This window comes from Sphingomonas sp. 3P27F8, assembly GCF_005502745.1.
In the GTDB taxonomy this organism is placed as follows: Bacteria; Pseudomonadota; Alphaproteobacteria; order Sphingomonadales; family Sphingomonadaceae; genus Sphingomonas.
Genome location: NZ_SCNL01000007.1, coordinates 15,092 through 31,827, shown reverse-complemented (window position 1 = coordinate 31,827; position 16,736 = coordinate 15,092). Strand labels below are relative to the sequence as shown.

At 66.4% G+C, this 16,736-nt stretch carries 13 protein-coding genes and 1 tRNA gene; 9 read left to right on the top strand and 5 right to left on the bottom strand.

The genetic code is table 11. From position 1 onward, the window contains the following. Positions 1-172: 172 nt before the first annotated feature. The 3 genes from FFS35_RS09715 to FFS35_RS09705 form a co-directional block, all read right to left on the bottom strand. Complete coding sequence (locus FFS35_RS09715; protein WP_249341556.1) at positions 173-592, bottom strand: hypothetical protein; 420 nt, start codon at positions 590-592, stop codon at positions 173-175. After that, entirely contained in the window at positions 579-1,025 is a 447-nt protein-coding gene (locus tag FFS35_RS09710) for a DNA/RNA non-specific endonuclease (protein ID WP_137786895.1), read from the bottom strand. Before FFS35_RS09710 ends, FFS35_RS09715 begins: the two co-directional genes overlap by 14 nt. Further along, positions 996-1,082 (bottom strand) — tRNA-Leu (locus tag FFS35_RS09705). Before FFS35_RS09705 ends, FFS35_RS09710 begins: the two co-directional genes overlap by 30 nt. A 104-nt stretch (positions 1,083-1,186) precedes the next feature. Between FFS35_RS09705 and FFS35_RS09700 the strand changes: the two genes are divergently transcribed. The 7 genes from FFS35_RS09700 (at position 1,187) to FFS35_RS09670 (ending at position 10,776) form a co-directional block, all read left to right on the top strand. Further along, positions 1,187-2,122 (top strand): complex I NDUFA9 subunit family protein, encoded by a 936-nt coding sequence (locus FFS35_RS09700; RefSeq protein ID WP_137786894.1) that lies wholly within the window; start codon positions 1,187-1,189, stop codon positions 2,120-2,122. Between the two features lie 40 nt (positions 2,123-2,162). After that, complete coding sequence (locus FFS35_RS09695; protein ID WP_137786893.1) at positions 2,163-2,972, top strand: undecaprenyl-diphosphate phosphatase; 810 nt, start codon at positions 2,163-2,165, stop codon at positions 2,970-2,972. A gap of 132 nt (positions 2,973-3,104) precedes the next feature. Continuing rightward, positions 3,105-4,544 carry an NAD(P)-dependent oxidoreductase gene (locus FFS35_RS09690; protein WP_137786892.1) on the top strand — a complete coding sequence of 480 codons (1,440 nt, stop codon included), beginning with the start codon at positions 3,105-3,107 and terminating at the stop codon, positions 4,542-4,544. Continuing rightward, the gene (locus FFS35_RS09685; RefSeq protein ID WP_137786891.1) at positions 4,541-5,119 is read left to right on the top strand and encodes a DUF2059 domain-containing protein; all 579 of its coding nucleotides are present in this window, start codon (positions 4,541-4,543) and stop codon (positions 5,117-5,119) included. Before FFS35_RS09690 ends, FFS35_RS09685 begins: the two co-directional genes overlap by 4 nt. After that, on the top strand, positions 5,116-9,630 hold the full coding sequence (gene gltB, locus FFS35_RS09680) for a glutamate synthase large subunit (protein WP_137786890.1): 4,515 nt from the start codon (positions 5,116-5,118) through the stop codon (positions 9,628-9,630). The genes FFS35_RS09685 and gltB overlap by 4 nt, the downstream gene beginning before the upstream one ends. Positions 9,631-9,733: 103 nt before the next feature. After that, entirely contained in the window at positions 9,734-10,405 is a 672-nt protein-coding gene (locus FFS35_RS09675) for a glutathione S-transferase family protein (protein WP_137786889.1), read from the top strand. Continuing rightward, the gene (locus tag FFS35_RS09670) at positions 10,405-10,776 is read left to right on the top strand and encodes a tRNA-binding protein (RefSeq protein WP_137786888.1); all 372 of its coding nucleotides are present in this window, start codon (positions 10,405-10,407) and stop codon (positions 10,774-10,776) included. The genes FFS35_RS09675 and FFS35_RS09670 overlap by 1 nt, the downstream gene beginning before the upstream one ends. Here the strand turns inward: FFS35_RS09670 and pepN are convergent. Then, on the bottom strand, positions 10,773-13,364 hold the full coding sequence (pepN, locus tag FFS35_RS09665) for an aminopeptidase N (RefSeq protein WP_137786887.1): 2,592 nt from the start codon (positions 13,362-13,364) through the stop codon (positions 10,773-10,775). The genes FFS35_RS09670 and pepN overlap by 4 nt on opposite strands. A 79-nt stretch (positions 13,365-13,443) precedes the next feature. On the opposite strand from pepN, the gene FFS35_RS09660 reads away from it, so the two are divergent. Together FFS35_RS09660 and FFS35_RS09655 are read left to right on the top strand one after the other, a co-directional pair. Then, on the top strand, positions 13,444-15,081 hold the full coding sequence (locus tag FFS35_RS09660; protein ID WP_137786886.1) for a M28 family peptidase: 1,638 nt from the start codon (positions 13,444-13,446) through the stop codon (positions 15,079-15,081). Further along, on the top strand, positions 15,078-15,905 hold the full coding sequence (locus FFS35_RS09655) for an NAD(P)-dependent oxidoreductase (protein WP_137786885.1): 828 nt from the start codon (positions 15,078-15,080) through the stop codon (positions 15,903-15,905). Before FFS35_RS09660 ends, FFS35_RS09655 begins: the two co-directional genes overlap by 4 nt. On the opposite strand, the gene FFS35_RS09650 is transcribed toward FFS35_RS09655, so the two are convergent. After that, positions 15,815-16,732, bottom strand: a complete 918-nt coding sequence (locus FFS35_RS09650; protein ID WP_137786884.1) for an EamA family transporter — start codon at positions 16,730-16,732, stop codon at positions 15,815-15,817. The genes FFS35_RS09655 and FFS35_RS09650 overlap by 91 nt on opposite strands. Between the last annotated feature and the right edge of the window lie 4 nt (positions 16,733-16,736).

Here is a 16,736-nt window from a genome sequence, read left to right as displayed (position 1 = left end):
ACATTTTACAACAAGTCAAGCGGAGCTGGGGCGTCCTCACAAGGCCCGCGTGCCCAGCTCTGTCCGCTATGAGGCTCGCCTACATGAGTGTGGTGCCCCACAGGGGACAAAGCTGGGCACTCAAATCATTGGAGAATATCAATTCCGCGCCGAACGCCCGACAGGACATGACCTATACTTCGTAGTTTTGAGCTTCGTCCTCCAAGGGCAGGGGCGGGTAGACGATCTGCTTCTTTCCGAAATGCCGCCGCAGCGCACGTTCCCGGCGTTCGATCACATCTTCCCGGGGATCGATTTCGTCCGGATAGAAATACGCCACTTCGAATAGACCGTCGCGCATCACATATTCCAGTTCCGACCACCGATCCCGCCCGTCCTGTGCTTCCCACAATTCGAGAAGCGCGTAGGGCAAGCGCTCGTTTGCGGGCCACCGATAGAGCAGCTGATTGCCGAGTTCCTTGAAGATCGATTCGCCAATCATGTTATGATCAAGTTGCGCATAGAGTAGCGTGGGTTCCGAGGGATAGTCGCTATCCTCCATCAGTAATCGACCAATCTCGTTCAGCAGACGCTCCGATTCAGTTTCCGCCACGGCGCTTCTCCGGTCGTTCGTTGGGAAATCTTAGGCTCTTTGTCTTGCCATCGACGGTCCACCAAACATTAATCGTCGATGGCCGCACGGAAGCGCTGCTGACTTGTGGAACGATCTTCACCGTCACAGCTCTTCCAGCACGCTTGTCCCTCGCCCACTCGTCCTCGAGCAGGCGATAGCCGCCGCGGTTGAAGTTCGCGTCCTGCGCAAAGTGATTGAACGCCTCGGTAGGGCCGTTGACGACGATCCGACCTTGCGGACCGCTTACCTGCGAATGCTGGTATCCGACGTCACCGTCGCGACGGACAAGATTCTCATCTATGGTCCGCGAGCGGCGTTGGCGAACGGCGTCACCAGCGGCGTCCCGCGCCTCGAGGGCGCGGTGCCCATCTTTGACCGGAAGTGGTGCCCAGAAGAGGACTCGAACCTCCACGCCCTTGCGAGCGCCAGCACCTGAAGCTGGTGCGTCTACCAATTCCGCCATCTGGGCACGGGGTAGGCCGGCGCCTCTAGGGGAGACCGCGTGGCCTTGTCAACGGGTGCGCGAGGGAGGTAGGCGCGGATGATCGAACAATCGCATTGGACGGCTCGCGCATGAAGGACAGATTGGTCACGCTCGTTGGCGGCGGAGGCTTCATTGGCCGCTACGTCGCGCAGGCGCTGCTGGCGGCGGGCGCACGCGTTCGCGTGGCCGGGCGCGATCCCCGCGACGCCTGGTTTCTCAAGCCCCTCGGCGGATTGGGGCAGACGCAGTTTGTCGCGGCCGACGTGACCAGGTCCGATACGATAATGCGCGCGATCGCCGGCGCGGATCATGTCGTGAATCTCGTCGGCAGCTTCACGGGCGATCTCAGGCGGATTCATGTCGATGGTGCGCGGGCGGTGGCGGAGGCGGCGGCGAAGGCCGGCGCGGTCTCGCTGGTGCATATCTCGGCGATCGGCGCGGATGCCGGGGCGTCGTCGCGCTACGCGAGCACCAAGGGCGAGGCGGAAGCGGCGGTGCGCGCGGCGTTCCCGGCGGCGACGATCTTGCGCCCGGCGACAGTGTTCGGCCGCGAGGATCAGTTCATCAACCGGTTCGCCGGATTGATCGCCGCGCTGCCGATCGTTCCGGTGCTGCGCGCTGGCGTGCGCTTCCAGCCGGTATTCGTCGGCGATGTGGCGACGGCGGTGGTGGCCGCGTTAGGCGCCCCGGCCACGTTCGGCGGGCGGACATATGAACTCGGCGGCCCCGATGTGCTCACCATGGCCGAACTGCACCGCTGGATCGCGCGGGAAATCGGGCGCGATCGCGCGCTGCCGGCGCTGCCCGATATTGCCGGCCAGGCGCTCGCGTCGCTCGGCTTCCTGCCCGGCGCGCCGATCACGATGGATCAGTGGAAGCTGTTGCAGCACGATACGGTGGTTGCGCCGGATGCCGAGGGGCTGGCCGCGCTGGGCGTGACGCCCACCCCGCTGGCGGCGGTCGCTCCCGCGTGGCTGGTGCGTTATCGCCGCGCCGGGCGATTCGCCGCGATCGCCAAAGCCTGATCCACCCGCGCCCGTTCACGGGCGGACCCAAGGATTGCTCATGAACGACCTGCTGATCGTGATCCTGCTGGGGATCGTCGAGGGTGTGACCGAATTTCTGCCCGTATCCTCGACGGGGCACCTTATCCTCGCCGGCTCGCTGCTGGGGCTGCCGGAGGCGGACGCGGTGTTCGACATCGTTATCCAGCTTGGCGCGATTCTCGCCGTGGTGGTGCTGTTCTGGCGCCGTTTCGTCAACGTCGCGCATGGGCTGGCGCGGCGTGATCCGGCCGCCATCGCCTTCACCCGCAACGTGGCGCTAGGCTTTCTGCCGGCCGCCGTGGTGGGTGCGATCGCCTACAAGGCGATCAAGGCGGTGCTGGAGGCGCCGGTGATCGCGCCGCTCGTGGTGGCGATTGCGCTGATCGTGGGCGGTATCGCGATCCTCTTCATCGAGCGTGTCGCGCCGCCCGTGCGGACCGGGTCGGTAGAAGCGATGTCATGGCGCACGGCGCTGGCCATCGGGGTGTTGCAATGCTTGGCGATGATCCCGGGGGTCAGCCGCTCGGGCGCGACGATCATGGGCGCGCGCGCGATGGGAGTGAGCCGGGAGATAGCGGCGGAATACAGCTTCTTCCTGGCGATCCCGACGATGCTCGGCGCGACGACGCTGACGCTGTGGAAGGCGCGGCATGAACTGAGCGCCGATCATCTCGGATCGATCGCGATCGGCTTTGTCGTGTCGTTTCTGGTCGCGATCGTCGTGGTGCGGTGGTTCATGTCGGTGGTGACGAAACATGGTTTTCAGCCGTTCGCCTGGTATCGGATAATTGCCGGTGTCGTGGCATTGGCCGCGCTTTCGCTACGATAGTACCGATACGGGACTAAAACGCCGCAATTTCTACGAGGCGTGGAGCCGCGGGTGCGACAATTTACCGTTTAAGTCAGTAATGCTGCCTTGTTGTCCTGGCGTGCGTGTGAGAACGCATGTGGCGGAGGATTTATGGCAGCGGAAAAGATGCTTCGATTCGTCGGGACGGCGCAATCCTATCCTGGCAAGCGCGACGCGGAGGCGCGCGCGGCGGACTTTCGCGAGATCGCGGATCGCTATGCCGTGCCCACGGCGGAAGATCAGGCGTCGCGCTGCTCGCAATGCGGCGTGCCTTATTGTTCGGTGCACTGCCCACTTCACAATCACATTCCAGATTGGCTGCGCCTGACCGCTGAAGGCCGGCTCAAGGAAGCCTATGAACTGAGCAACAGCACCTCGACCATGCCGGAAATCTGCGGCCGCATCTGTCCGCAGGATCGGCTGTGCGAGGGCAATTGCGTGATCGAATTCTCCGGCCATGGCGCGGTGACGATCGGATCGGTCGAGAAATTCATCACCGACACCGCCTGGGAGGAGGGCTGGGTCGAGCCGCTGAAGCCCGGGCCGGCGCGCGGCCAGTCGGTGGGCGTGATCGGCGCGGGGCCTGCGGGTCTGGCGGCGGCGGAATATCTGCGCGGCTATGGCTATGAGGTGCATGTCTACGATCGCTATGATCGCGCCGGCGGTCTGCTGACTTACGGCATTCCCGGCTTCAAGCTGGAGAAACCGGTCGTGATGCGCCGCGTCGAACGGCTGCGCGCGGGCGGCATCGTCTTTCATCAGGGGTTCGAGGTGGGCCGCGATGCGACGCTCGACGATCTGCGCAAGCGGCATGACGCCATCCTGATCGCGACCGGCGTGTACCGCGCGCGCGCGATCGATGTGCCGGGCAGCGGCGCGGGCGGCGTGCTGGAGGCGCTCGACTATCTCACCGCGTCGAACCGCAAGAGCTTCGGAGATGTCGTGCCCGCGTTCGACGACGGCAGCCTCGATGCGGCGGGCAAGCATGTGGTGGTGGTCGGCGGCGGCGATACCGCGATGGATTGCGTGCGAACCGCGATCCGGCAGGGCGCGAAGAGCGTCAAATGCCTGTATCGCCGCGATCGCGCCAATATGCCCGGCAGCCAGCGCGAGGTGGCCAACGCCGAAGAGGAGGGCGTGGAATTCGTATGGCTCTCCGCGCCGCTGGCGTTCGATGGCGAGCGGGTGACGAGCGTGCGCGCCAGCCGGATGCGGCTGGGCGCGGCGGATGCCAGCGGGCGGCGCGCGCCGGAGATCGATCCGGGCGGTGAGATGTCGTTTCCGGCCGATCTCGTCATCAAGGCGCTGGGCTTCGACGCGGAGGAACTGCCGCGGCTGTGGGGCGCGCCCGAGCTGGGCGTGACGCGCTGGGGCACCGTGCTGGTGGACGGAAAGACGCTGATGACCAGCCTCGACGGCGTATTCGCGGCCGGGGACATCGTGCGGGGCGCAAGCCTTGTGGTCTGGGCGATCCGCGATGGCCGCGATGTCTCGGCCAATATGCACAAGTGGCTGAAGGCGAAGGCCGCGCGCGAAAAGGTGGCGGCATGATGTTGCGCGCACTGCTCGCGCTCGCAGTGGCTGGCGTGCCCGCGATTGCGGCGGCGCAGCCCGCCGCGACGCCGGTCGCCGCGCCGGATCCCGCGCGTCAGGCCGCTGCGGAGCGGCTGTTGAAGCAGATGGGCGTCGAGGCGACGCTGGATCGAACGTTCATCCAGCTCGCGCCGATTTTCGCGAAGGCCGTGATCGGCGAAATGGCCAGCAATCCGGCCAGCAAGGGCATCATCGACACGCTCAATTCCCGCGCGCCCGAGAATCACGACCGGATGATCGCGATCCTGTCGCAGGAGTTCATGGTCGCGATCAAACGACAGTACCCCGCCTATATGGCGCGGGCGGCCACCGAATATGCGGCGGCGTTCACCACCGACGAGCTCAACGCGATCGCGGCGTTCTATGCTAGCGGCGCGGGCGCGAAAGCGCTCAGGCTGATGCCGGAAATCCAGGCCAGGATGGGCGCCGCCGGCCGGGAATTGGGCGGCGTGGCCGGGGCCGATGCCGGCAAGCACGCCTTCGAACGCATCCGCCAGGAAATGTTGCCCGAAGACCGGAACAAGAACTCATGACCGACCAGCGCACCTATCTCGCCACCCATGGGATGTATCGCCCGGAGTTCGAATCCGACGCGTGCGGCGTGGGGCTCGTCGCCGCCACTGACGGGCGGCCGTCGCGCCGCGTCGTGCAGTCGGCGATCGATGCGCTCAAGGCGGTGTGGCATCGCGGCGCGGTGGATGCCGACGGCAAGACCGGAGACGGCGCGGGGTTGCATGTCGATCTGCCGATCCGCTTTTTCGACGATGCGATCGCGGCGGGCGGGCACAAGGTGCAGCCGAACCGGCTGGCGGTGGGGATGATCTTCCTTCCGCGCACCGATCTCGGGGCGCAGGAAACGTGCCGCACGATCGTGGAAAGCGCGATCATCGAAGCGGGCTACACGATCTATGGCTGGCGGCAGGTGCCGGTCGATGTGTCGGTGATCGGGCGCAAGGCGCAGGAGACGCGGCCCGAGATCGAGCAGATCATGATCGCCGGCCCGATGCCCGACGACGTGGATGCCGCCGAGTTCGAGAAGAACCTCTATCTCATCCGCCGGCGGATCGAGAAGCGCGTGATCGCGGCGCAGATCCAGGGCTTCTACATCTGCTCGCTCTCCTGCCGATCGATCATCTACAAGGGCCTGTTCCTTGCCGAAAGCCTGTCGGTTTTCTACCCGGACCTTGTCGACAAGCGCTTCGAGAGCCGCGTCGCGATCTTCCACCAGCGTTATTCCACCAACACGTTCCCGCAATGGTGGCTGGCGCAGCCGTTCCGCTGTTTGGCGCATAACGGCGAGATCAACACGATCCGCGGCAACAAGAACTGGATGCTCAGCCACGAGATCCGCATGGCATCGATCGCGTTCGGCGAGCATTCCGAGGATATCAAGCCGGTGATCCCCGCGGGCGCGAGCGATACCGCCGCGCTCGATGCGACGTTCGAGGCGATCTGCCGCTCCGGCCGCGATGCGCCGACCGCCAAGCTGATGCTGGTGCCGGAGGCGTGGCAGGTCGGCGAGGAGGATGTGCCCCCGGCGCATGCCTCCATGTACCAGTATCTCGCCAGCGTGATGGAGCCTTGGGACGGCCCGGCCGCCTTGGCGATGACCGACGGCCGCTGGGCCGTGGCGGGCATGGACCGTAACGCGCTGCGCCCGCTGCGCTATACCGAGACGGCCGACGGCCTGCTGATCGTCGGCTCCGAAAGCGGGATGGTCGTGGTGCCCGAATCGACGATCACCGCCAAGGGCCGGCTGGGGCCGGGGCAGATGGTGGCGGTCGATCTGGCCGAGGGCCGCGTCTATCACGATCGCGAGATCAAGGATCGCATCGCCGGCGAGCAGGATTATGCCGCCATGATCGGCAATTTCGCCACGCTGGGCGATCTGCCGCCCGCGCCTGCGGACAGCGTGCCGCGTTATGATCGCGCGGAGCTGGCGCGGCGTCAGGTCGCGGCGGGGCAGACGCTGGAGGATATGGAGCTGATCCTCGCGCCGATGGTCGAAACCGCCAAGGAGGCGATCGGATCGATGGGCGACGATACGCCGCTCGCCGTCATCTCGGACAAGCCGCGCCTCATCAGCCAGTTCTTCCGGCAGAATTTCTCGCAGGTGACGAACCCGCCGATCGATTCGCTGCGCGAACGCTACGTGATGTCGCTCAAGACGCGGTTCGGCAATCTTGCCAATATCCTCGATACCGAGGATCGGCGCGAGCGCGTGCTGGTGATGGATTCGCCCGTGCTCACGTCGGCTGCCTGGGGGCGGCTCAAGGCATATTTCGGCGGCGCGGCGGCAGAGATCGACTGTACGTTCGAGGCGAACGGCGGCCCGGAAAGGCTGCGCGCCGCGATCCAGCGCATCCGCAACCAGGCGGAACAGGCGGTGCGCGAGGGGCGCAGCGAGTTGTTCCTGACCGATGAACATATCGGGCCGGAGCATGTCGCCATCCCCGGCGTGCTGGCGGCGGCGGCGGTGCACACGCATCTCGTGCGGCGCGGGCTGCGCTCCTATGCGTCGATCAACGTCCGAACCGCGGAATGCCTCGACACGCATTATTACGCGGTGCTGATCGGCGTCGGCGCGACGACGGTGAACGCCTATCTCTCCGAGGCCGCGATCGCGGATCGTCACGCACGCGGGCTGTTCGGCGAACTGCCGCTGGAGCAATGCCTGGAGCGGCATCGCACCGCGATCGAGGAAGGGCTGCTCAAGATCATGTCGAAGATGGGGATCGCGGTGATCTCCAGCTATCGCGGCGGCTATAATTTCGAGGCGGTGGGCCTGTCCCGCGCGCTCGTCAACGATCTGTTCCCCGGGATGCCGGCGAAGATTTCGGGCGAGGGCTATGCCTCGCTCCATGTCAACGCGACCGAGCGGCACGCAGCGGCGTTCGACGAGGCGGTGGTCAACCTGCCGATCGGCGGTTTCTATCGCCAGCGGCATACGGGCGAGCCGCACGCCTATTCGGCGCAGCTGATGCACCTGTTGCAGACGTCGGTGTCGACCGACAGCTATTCCACCTATCTACAGTTTTCGCGCGGCGTATCCGATCTGCCGGCGATCTACCTGCGGGATCTGTTGCAGTTCAACTTCCCGTCCGAAGGGCTGCCGGTCGATCAGGTGGAGCCGATCACGGAAATCCGCAAGCGCTTCGTGACGCCGGGCATGTCGCTGGGCGCGCTCAGCCCGGAGGCGCACGAGACGCTGGCGATCGCGATGAACCGGATCGGGGCCAAGGCGGTGTCGGGCGAGGGCGGCGAGGACAAGGCGCGCTACACGCCCTATGCCAATGGCGACAACGCCAATTCGGTCATCAAGCAGATCGCGAGCGGGCGGTTCGGCGTGACGGCCGAATATCTCAACGCCTGCGAGGAGATCGAGATCAAGGTCGCGCAGGGGGCCAAGCCCGGCGAGGGCGGGCAGCTGCCGGGTTTCAAGGTGACCGAGTTCATCGCGAAGTTGCGCCACGCAACTCCGGGTGTGACGCTGATCTCGCCGCCGCCGCACCACGATATCTATTCGATCGAGGATCTGGCGCAGCTCATCTACGACCTGAAGCAGATCAATCCACGCGCGCGCGTGTGCGTGAAGCTGGTTTCGTCGGCCGGCATCGGCACGGTCGCGGCCGGCGTGGCGAAGGCGCATGCGGACGTGATCCTCGTCGCCGGCCATGTCGGCGGCACGGGCGCGAGCCCGCAGACCAGCATCAAATATGCGGGCACGCCGTGGGAGATGGGGCTGTCCGAAGTCAATCAGGTGCTGACCCTCAATGGCCTGCGCGGCCGCGTGAAACTGCGCACCGACGGCGGCCTCAAGACGGGGCGCGATATCGTGATCGCCGCGATCCTCGGCGCGGAGGAGTTCGGCATCGGCACATTGTCGCTGGTGGCGATGGGCTGCATCATGGTGCGGCAATGCCATTCTAACACCTGCCCGGTCGGCGTCTGCACGCAGGACGAGGCGCTCCGCCAGAAGTTCGTCGGAACGCCGGAGAAGGTCATCAACCTGATGACCTTCATCGCCGAGGAGGTGCGCGACATCCTGGCGCGGCTGGGCGTGCGCAGCCTTGACGAGATCATCGGGCGCACGGAGCTGCTGCGCCAGGTGAATCGCGGCGCGGAGCATCTCGACGATCTCGATCTCAATCCGATCCTGGCCAAGGTGGACGCGGCGGACGACGAGCGGCGCTTCAGCCTCAAGACGTTCCGCAACGAAGTGCCCGACAGCCTCGACGCGCAGATCCTGAAGGATGCGGCGGCCGTGTTCTCGCGCGGGGAAAAGATGCAGCTCACCTATTCGGTGCGCAACACGCACCGCGCGGTGGGCACCCGGCTGTCGAGCGAGATCACCGCGCGCTTCGGCATGGATACGCTCAACGACGATCATGTCACGATCCGGCTGCGCGGATCGGCCGGTCAGAGCCTGGGCGCGTTCCTGGTGAAGGGCGTGACGCTCGAGGTGTTCGGCGATGCCAATGATTATGTCGGCAAGGGCCTGTCGGGCGGGGTGATCGTGGTGCGGCCGGCGGTGTCCTCGCCGCTTGCCAGTCAGGACAACACGATCATCGGCAATACCGTGCTGTACGGTGCCACCTCCGGGCGCCTGTTCGCGGCGGGGCAGGCGGGCGAGCGCTTCGCGGTGCGCAATTCGGGCGCGACCGTGGTGGTCGAGGGCTGCGGCGCGAACGGCTGCGAATATATGACCGGCGGCGTCGCGGTCGTGCTGGGGGAGGTCGGCGCGAATTTCGGCGCCGGAATGACCGGGGGGATGGCGTTCATCTATGATCCCGCCGGCACGTTCGCGCGCCGCGCCAACCCGGAAAACATCGTGTGGCAGCGGATCGCCGCGTTGCACTGGCAGAGCGTGCTCCAGAATCTGATCCGCGAGCATGCGCGGGTCACCGACAGCAAATGGTCGCGCGGCATCCTCGAGGATTGGGATCGCGTCGCGGGCCACTTCTGGCAGGTCGTGCCGAAGGAGATGCTGAGCCGCCTGTCGCACCCGCTGGACGACAATGAGGTGCTGGAGGCGGCGGAGTAAACCGCGGCGGTCGGCATAGCGATCGCGATCGCGCGCCGACCGCCAGAAATTCCGCGTCGAGCGGCGTTGCCGCACCGGCGTCGCTCGGCTTATGGATGGGCGCATGTGGCAGCTCTACCAATTCACCTTGTGTCCGTTCACCCGCAAGGTTCGCGCGCTGCTCAACGAGAAGGACGTCGGCTACGAACTCGTGCCCGAGGAACCTTGGGCGCGCCGCGACGAATTCATGGATATGAACCCGGCCGGGCAGACGCCGGTGATGGCCGATCCGACGCGCAATATCCTGCTGATCGATTCGATGGGCATCTGCGAATATTTCGAGGAAACGGTCGACAAGGCGCAGATGATAAACGGCACCGCCGCCAATCGCGCCGAAATCCGCCGGCTGGTGACATGGTTCGACGCGCATTTCTATCGTGACGTCACCGGGCCGCTGTTGCAGGAGCGGATGATAAAGCGGATCGTCCATCGCGCCTCGCCCGATGCGTCGCGGCTGCGCGAAGCGATGAAGTCCGCGATCGGGCACCTCGATTATATCGATTTCCTGCTCGATCACCGCAAATGGATGGCCGGCGCGACGATCAGCCTCGCCGATCTTGCCGCCGCCGCGCAGATTTCGGTGGCTGATTATCTCGGCGGGATCGACTGGAGCGGGCATACCCATGCCAAGGCATGGTATTCCGCGTTCAAGAGCCGCCGAAGCTTCCGCCCGCTGCTGGCGGAGCGGATGCGCGGCATCGAGCCGCCATCCTATTACGAGAACCCGGATTTCTGATGCATCTCAACCATGATCCGGCGGCGGATGCCGCCGCCATGATCGGCTTCGACGATTTCCTGAAGGTCGATATCCGCGTGGGCACGATCGTGGCGGTCGATCCCTTCCCGGAGGCGCGCAAGCCCGCCTTCAGGCTGAGCATCGATTTCGGCCCGACGCTGGGCGTGCGCAGATCGTCCGCGCAGATCACCGACCATTATACGCCCGATATGCTCGTCGGGCGGCAGATCGCCGCCGTCGTCAATTTCCCGCCGCGCCAGATCGGCCCGATGATGAGCGAGGTGCTGACGCTCGGTTTCCCCGACGTGGACGGCAAGGTCATGCTGGTCGGCCCGAGCGCGACCGTGCCGAACGGCGGGCGGCTGTTCTAGCCCTCCAGGCTTCTCGATGCCTGCTCGAACAGATCCTTTGACAGGCCCGGCGTGCCGACGATCCGCTCAAGCTCGGCCTTCATCGCGGCGGCGCGATCGGTGTCGAAACGGCGCCAGCGGCCGAGCGGCGGCAGCAGCTTGGCGGCGGTCTGCGGGTTGATCCGGTCCAGCGCGATGAGCTGATCGGCAACGAAGCGATAGCCGTGGCCGCCCGCCGTATGGAAGGCGCGCTGGTTGACGCTGAATGCGCCGATCAGGCTGCGCGCCCGATTGGGATTGGTGAGCGTGAAATCGGGATGCTCGGCAAGCAGCGCCACCGCCCCCGGCGTATCGGCGCGACTCGACAAGGCCTGCGTCTGGAACCATTTGTCGAGCACCAGCGGATTGTCGGCGTAGCGGTGGTGGAACACGTCGAGCGCCGCCTCGCGCTCGTCCCAGTCGCTGTTCACCAGGGTGGTGAGTGCGGCCTGCCGGTCCGTCATGTTATCGGCGGCTTCGAACTGGCGGAAGGCGATGGAGGCGGCATCCGTCGCGCCGCTCGCCGCGATATAATTGAGCGCGACGTTGCGCAGCCGGCGGCGGCCCTTGGCGTCGGGGTTGTAGGCATAAGGCTCGTCGCCGGCCGCTTCATAGGCGGCACGCCATTCGGCGGCGAGCGCGGTGCCGATATCGCGGCGCAGCGCCTCACGCGCGGCGAAGATCGCATCGGGATCGACGGTGGCGAGCTGATCGCCGACGAAGCTTTCGGACGGCAGGAGCACCGCCTCCGCCACGAAGGCGCGGTCGAGTCCCGCGTTGGCGAGCGTGTTCGCCACCGCGCGGATCACCGCCGTGTGATCCGCGCGCCTTTCCACCGTCGCGGCGACGAGCGTGTCGAGCATGAGCTGCTGCATCGCCTCGTACCGGGCGAAGGGATCGTCATCATGCGCGGAGAGGAAAGCGAGATCGGCGGCGGTGCGATCGCTTTCGATGACGACCGGCGCGGAAAAGCCGCGATTGACCGACAGCACCGGGCGCTCTCCGATGCCATCGAACACGATCGTCTCCGCGGTCGATTCAAGCAGCACGAGCCGTTCGTCGGTCAGCGGCCGGCCGGTTTCCGCGCCGAACAGCCGCAGCTTCAGTGGCAGCACCATCGGCTGCTTGTCGCGCTGGCCCGGCGTCGGCGGGACATGCTGCGCGAGCCGCAGCGTGGCCCGGCCCCCGTCCTGCGCGATGCTCGCCGAGATGCGCGGGGTGCCGGCCTGCGAATACCACAGGCGGAAACGCGAGAGATCGACGTTGCCCGCCTCTTCCATGCAGGCGACGAAATTCTCGCAGGTTGCCGCCGTCCCGTCGAACCGCGCGAAATACAGGTCGGTCGCCGCGCGGAATTTCGCCGGGCCGAGGATCGTCGCCATCATGCGGATCAGCTCGGCGCCCTTGTTGTAGATCGTCGCGGTGTAGAAATTGGATATCTCGATATAGCTTTCGGGGCGCACGGGATGCGCGAGCGGCCCGGAATCCTCCGGGAACTGGCTGGCGCGCAGGCCGCGCACATCCTCGATCCGCTTCACCGCGGGTGAGCCCTGATCGGCCGAGAAGCTCTGGTCGCGATAGACGGTGAAGCCTTCCTTCAGCGAAAGCTGGAACCAGTCCCGGCAGGTCACGCGGTTGCCGGACCAGTTGTGGAAATATTCGTGCGCCACCACGGCGGCGATCGCGTCGTAATCGTAATCGGTCGCGGTGTCGGGATCGGCGAGGACATAGCGGCTGTTGAAGATGTTCAGCCCCTTGTTCTCCATCGCGCCGAAGTTGAAATCGTCCACGGCGACGATGTTGAACACGTCGAGATCATATTCGCGGCCATAGACGCGCTCGTCCCACGCCATCGCGGTCTTGAGCGCATCGAGCGCATGATCGGTGCGGGACAGATCGGCGGCGCGCACCCAGATGCCCAGCGCCACCTCGCGCCCCGATTGCGTCACGAACGTGCCCCGGTTGACCGCCAGATCGCCTGCCACCAGCGCGAACAGATACGTCGGCTTGGGATAGGGATCGTGCCATTCGGCCCAGTGCCTGCCATCCGGAAGATCGCCCGACGCGATCGGATCGCCGTTCGCCAGCAGCACCGGAAAGCGTGCCTTGTCCGCGGTCATCCGCACACGATAGGTGGCGAGCACATCGGGGCGATCGGGGAAATAGGTGATACGGCGGAATCCTTCCGCCTCGCATTGCGTGCACAGATTGCCGCCGGAGGAATAGAGCCCCATCAGCTGGGTGTTGTGCGCGGGGGCGATCTCCACCTCCGTTTCGATCACATGCACTGCGCCGGTCAGCGGGATGACGAGATCGTCGCCCTCCCGCCGCCAGTCATTGACCGCAACGCCATCCACCAGCACCGCCAGCGGGGCCTGGCCCGCGCCGTCGAGCCGCAGCGGATCGCCATGCACCCCGTTGCGGGTGACGCGGAAGCGCGCCTTCACGATCGTCCGCTCGGGATCGAGATCGAAATCGAGCGCCACTTCCGGCACCAGCCACGCGGGCGGGCGGTAATCCTCGCGCCGCGTGACGGCGGGGAGGGCGGCGGCGGTCTGTGCGTCGATCATGCGGGAAATATAGCCCGGAAGATCGGTGGTTCCATCGAAACCTTGCGCAGGCGCGGGGGAATGATAGTCCGCCCCCTGTATGAGAGTTTTCTCCCTGCTGGCTCGCGCGGGCCTGATCGCGTTTGTTCCGCTGTCGACAGTCACCATCGCACAGGATGCGCCAACCGCCGCGAACGACGCGCCGCTGCCGCCCGATCAGGCGGCGATCAAGGCCCATGTGATGTTTCTCGCCTCCGACGCGATGAAGGGGCGTGAGGCGGGGAGCGGCGAATATGATATCGCCGCGCAATATGTCGCCGCGCGGTTCTACGCGGCAGGCCTGCGGCCGGGGGGCGACGATGGCGGCTATCTCCAGGCGGTGCCGCTGGTCAGCTATCGCACCACGGGGAAAAGCCGCGTCGTGCGCGCCGTCGGCGACAAGCGCGAAACACTGGTCGCGGGCACCGACTATGCCGCCTTGCCCGATCCCGCCCGCGCGGCGGTATCGCTGGAGGCGCCGGTGGTGTTCGCGGGCTATGGCGTCGCGGGTGGCAGCAATGGGCGCAACGATTTCGCCGGGCTCGATCTGAAGGGCAAGATCGTCGCGGTACTTCCCGGTGCGCCGCGCATGCTGAACGCGGAGGAACGCGCGTATCTGGGCGACATCGACGTCAAGGCCGCGGCGGCTGCCGCGCGGGGCGCGGTCGGCGTGATCCAGCTCAAAATGCCGGGCGGCGCGGCAAGGCAGACATTTGATAGCACCGCGAAGCCGCGCATGGTCTATGCCGAGGCGGATGGCGCCGGCCATCAGTCCAGCCCGATCCCGATCGTCGCCACCTTCAGCGAAGCGGGGGCGGCGAAGCTGTTCGCCGGCGCGCGGATGAACTGGGCGGCGCTCGCAAGGGAGGCGACGAAGAAGATCCCGCATTACGCGCCGCAATCGCTGCCGGGCACGCTCGCGATCGAGACGGCGAGCGCATTCGACAAGGCGCAATCATCCAATGTGGTCGGCGTGCTGCCAGGTACCGATCCGGTGCTTGGCAAGGAGGTGGTGGTTCTGTCGGCGCATCTCGATCATATCGGCGTCACCGCGCCCGATGCGAACGGGGATACGATCAACAACGGCGCGCTCGATGATGCGATCGGCATCGCCAGCCTGATCGAGGAGGCGAAGCGCTTCCGGGAAAGGGCGCCGCGCCGGACGATCATGTTCGTGGCCTTCACCGCCGAGGAAAAGGGGCTGATCGGCAGCGCCTGGTTCACGACGCATCCGGCCGGGGCACGCGGCGATATCGTCGCCAACGTGAACCTCGACATGTCGATCCTCACTTACAGGTTCGAGGATCTGGTGGCGTTCGGCGGCGATCGATCGACGCTGGGCCCGGTGATCGCGCGCGCGGCCGCCGCGATCGGCGTAACCGTCTCGCCCGATCCGATGCCGGACGATGCGATCTTCGTGCGATCGGATCATTTCAATTTCGTGCGGCGCGGTATTCCCGCGGCGTTTCTGTGGCCGGGGCCAAAGGGGCCGGGCAAGGACGCGACGGCCACGTTCATGTCGCGACATTATCACAAGCCGTCGGATGATCTTGCCCTGCCGATCATGTGGGATCAGGCGGTGCGTTTCGTCGATGCCAACTATCGCATCGCGCGCGAGATCGCCGATGCCGATGCGCGGCCCGTGTGGAACAGGGGCGATTATTTCGGGACGCTCTTCAAAGGGCCGATGGCGTCGTGAGCCGGCTGTTCGTGTTCGGCCTCGGCTACGCCGCGCGCGCGATCGTCGCGGCGGGGGGCTGGCCCGTGCTGGGGACGACGCGCGACGGCCGCGACGGCACGATCCGCTTCGGCGATGTGGACGCGGTGCGCGCCGGCGTCGCGGCGGCGACGCACGTGCTGTCGAGCGTGCCGCCGGACGAAGCCGGTGGCGATCCGGTGTTGTCGCATTATGGCGATGTGATCGGCGGGCGCACCCTGGGGTATCTCTCCTCGACCGGCGTCTATGGCGATACGCGCGGCGGATGGGTGGACGAGACCGCGCCGATCGGCGGCGGCCGGCGCGGGGCGCGGGCCGCTGCGGATGCGGCGTGGCTGGCGCGCGACGCGCGCGTATTCCGTCTCCCGGGGATCTACGGGCCGGGTCGTTCGCCGCTGGATCGCGTCCGCGCGGGAACGGCGCATCGCGTGGCCCTTGCGGGGCAGGTGTTCAGCCGCGTGCATGTCGATGATATCGCCAGCGGCGTCATCGCCGGGTTCGATGGGCCGCCCGGCGCGTATAACCTCGCCGACGATCTGCCCGTCAGCCAGAATGACGTGATCGACTATGCCGCCCGGCTGCTCGGCATGCCGCCCCCGCCGTTCGTTTCGCCGGACGCGCTGTCGCCGGCGGCGCGCGGTTTCTACGCGGAGAACCGGCGGGTGGCGAATGGCAAGGCGAAGCGCCTGCTCGGCTGGGTGCCGTTTTATCCCGATTACCGCGCCGGCCTGCGCGCGGTAAGCGCGATGACCAGGCCGACGGCTGCGAGCAGCCCGCCGCCGATCGCCAGCGGCGACCAGCGATAGCCCTCGAAAACGGTGGACAGCAGCATCGCGATCACCGGCACGGTCACGCTGGAATATGCCGCCTTCGCCGGGCCGATCGCGCGGATCACGGTGAAATAGAGCGGAAAGGCGAGCGCCGAGCCTGCCAGCCCCAGGTAGAGGACGCCCGCGATATAGCCGGCGCGCCATTCGAACACCGGCGGCCCCACCGTCGCCCACGCCCAGATCGCATCCAGCCCTGCGCCGATCAGCATCGCCGCCGCGAGCGTGGCGATCATCGGATAGCGGCGCGCCAGCTCCGTCGCCTGCATCACATTGGCGCTGGAGGCGGCCAGGACCGCGCAGCAGGTGAGCGCGATTCCGATGATCGGCGCGCCGGATCCATGCGGGGCGTTGCGCGCCTCATTGATGAACAGCAGCACGACGCCGGCGATCGCGACGCCCGATCCCAGGATCAGCTGGCGCCCGAGCCTCTGGCCGAGGAAGATGCGCCCGAACGCGGCATTGGGCACCAGCAGCAGCGCGAACACCACGGCGACCAGGCCGGAGGTGATGTGCTGTTCGGCGCGATAGACGAAGTTGAAGTTGAGCACGAACTGCCCCGTGCCAAGCGCCGCCGCGAAGCCCCAGCCGCGCGCGCCGAAATCGAAACGCTCGCGTTTGATGAGCGCCCATATCAGCATCGCGATGCCGGCGGTGAGGAAGCGATAGGTGACCGACCAGCTCGGCGGAACGATATTGAGCTGATCGCGGATGACGAGCCAGGTCGAGCCCCAGATCACCGTGACGATGGCGAATGGAATGAGGATCGCGGCGCGGGTGGAGTTTGGCCGGATCGCGTCGCTCATCAGG

Bases quoted from the DNA above. Each gene is read 5' to 3' on its own strand.
- FFS35_RS09660 (WP_137786886.1), top strand. From the start codon at position 13,444: ATGAGAGTTTTCTCCCTGCTGGCTCGCGCGGGCCTGATCGCGTTTGTT.
- FFS35_RS09650 (WP_137786884.1), bottom strand. From the start codon at position 16,732: ATGAGCGACGCGATCCGGCCAAACTCCACCCGCGCCGCGATCCTCATT.
- FFS35_RS09690 (WP_137786892.1), top strand. From the start codon at position 3,105: ATGGCAGCGGAAAAGATGCTTCGATTCGTCGGGACGGCGCAATCCTAT.
- pepN (WP_137786887.1), bottom strand. From the start codon at position 13,364: ATGATCGACGCACAGACCGCCGCCGCCCTCCCCGCCGTCACGCGGCGC.
- FFS35_RS09675 (WP_137786889.1), top strand. From the start codon at position 9,734: ATGTGGCAGCTCTACCAATTCACCTTGTGTCCGTTCACCCGCAAGGTT.
- FFS35_RS09695 (WP_137786893.1), top strand. From the start codon at position 2,163: ATGAACGACCTGCTGATCGTGATCCTGCTGGGGATCGTCGAGGGTGTG.
- FFS35_RS09685 (WP_137786891.1), top strand. From the start codon at position 4,541: ATGATGTTGCGCGCACTGCTCGCGCTCGCAGTGGCTGGCGTGCCCGCG.
- FFS35_RS09700 (WP_137786894.1), top strand. From the start codon at position 1,187: ATGAAGGACAGATTGGTCACGCTCGTTGGCGGCGGAGGCTTCATTGGC.
- FFS35_RS09670 (WP_137786888.1), top strand. From the start codon at position 10,405: ATGCATCTCAACCATGATCCGGCGGCGGATGCCGCCGCCATGATCGGC.
- gltB (WP_137786890.1), top strand. From the start codon at position 5,116: ATGACCGACCAGCGCACCTATCTCGCCACCCATGGGATGTATCGCCCG.